Consider the following 1,164-nt stretch of genomic DNA (forward strand, 5'->3'; position numbering starts at 1 on the left):
TTCTCCAAGAGCCAAAGAGAGATATAGTCTGGTTTAGTGAGGGTATTATTGATAAAAAGCGAGGGGAGACAGACCATTTACGCATGGGAGAAAACATATTTGACCAAAATTTTGAGTCAGTCATTGATAATGAATGGATCTCTGGTTGTTCACTTTGTTGCAAGCCAGAAATATTCTATCAGGTTGGACTACTTGATGCTGGGTATTTCATGCGGATATCTGACGTGGAGTTTTCACTACGAGTTCGAAACGCAGGTTGGAAATTGCTTACAATAACTGATTCAAAGATATACCACAAAGAGTCCGCAACTACCGGTTCTTTTGGATTGAGCTATTACGAAGCACGCAATAGGTGGAGGGTGATATCAACCCGCGATGAGTTCTCTGCTACCGCGAAATTATATTACCCATTCTGGTTATTCAAAGCCGTTACTGAGCGTACATTGGCAAGTGAGTATCGAGAAGCAATTGAGATGATTCCAGGGTTTGTTGCTGGAATATCTGAAAATGAGACGAATAATATAGAGAGTGTGGAATAGAAGATCTGAAGAACCGTGTTTATTAGTACTTGAAAATCAAAATTGCCTTCGTCAAGTGAACGGGCTCAATTGTGGATTTACCTGTACCCACGTACCTATTGACTCTATGTATGTCCTCACAGACCACCACTAGATAATATCTATAAGTCCGTAGATGATATCGAAACTATGAGCAGATTATCAAAAGGAATTGCCATAATATCTTGTCTGTCCCTTACATTAATCGCTCAGGGGGTGTTCAAGCTTCGATTACCATTTGTCCCATGGGATTTCGGTTCACTAGTAGATCCACAACCAGGAAGCACTTCGATAGCTAGATACATTATAGAAATGCATGACCGGAGCCCATTCTTTACTACACTCTCTGAAATTGTACAGATAGTGAGCGGCACCAAGCTCATTATACTATTCCCTATGGGCTTTGTCATTGGCATACTTGTATTCTCGATATTGAAGGGGCAGCCAAATCCAATCCGTATTGCTGGTTCATTCGCTGCGGTTTTAGGCCCGATTTCAATTTTACCTACTGTTTTCTTTTTCCGACGAGCCTCAATCGATCTTTGCATAATCCTTTCAGTTATTCTACTATTGTCTCAAGCAAAATCTAACGACAAAACTTTTACGC

The 1,164-nt window shown here is 40.6% G+C and carries 2 protein-coding genes; both read left to right on the forward strand.

The genetic code is table 11. The features are described from left to right. On the forward strand, positions 1 to 539 hold a 539-nt coding region (locus tag LPA46_RS18680), incomplete at its 5' end, for a glycosyltransferase family 2 protein (RefSeq protein ID WP_230893812.1). Positions 540 to 707: 168 nt separating this feature from the next. Continuing rightward, the coding region (locus tag LPA46_RS18685) for a hypothetical protein (protein ID WP_230893813.1) at positions 708 to 1,164 on the forward strand (457 nt) is incomplete at its 3' end.

This window comes from Halobacterium sp. KA-6, assembly GCF_021029015.1.
GTDB lineage: Archaea > Halobacteriota > Halobacteria > Halobacteriales > Halobacteriaceae > Halobacterium.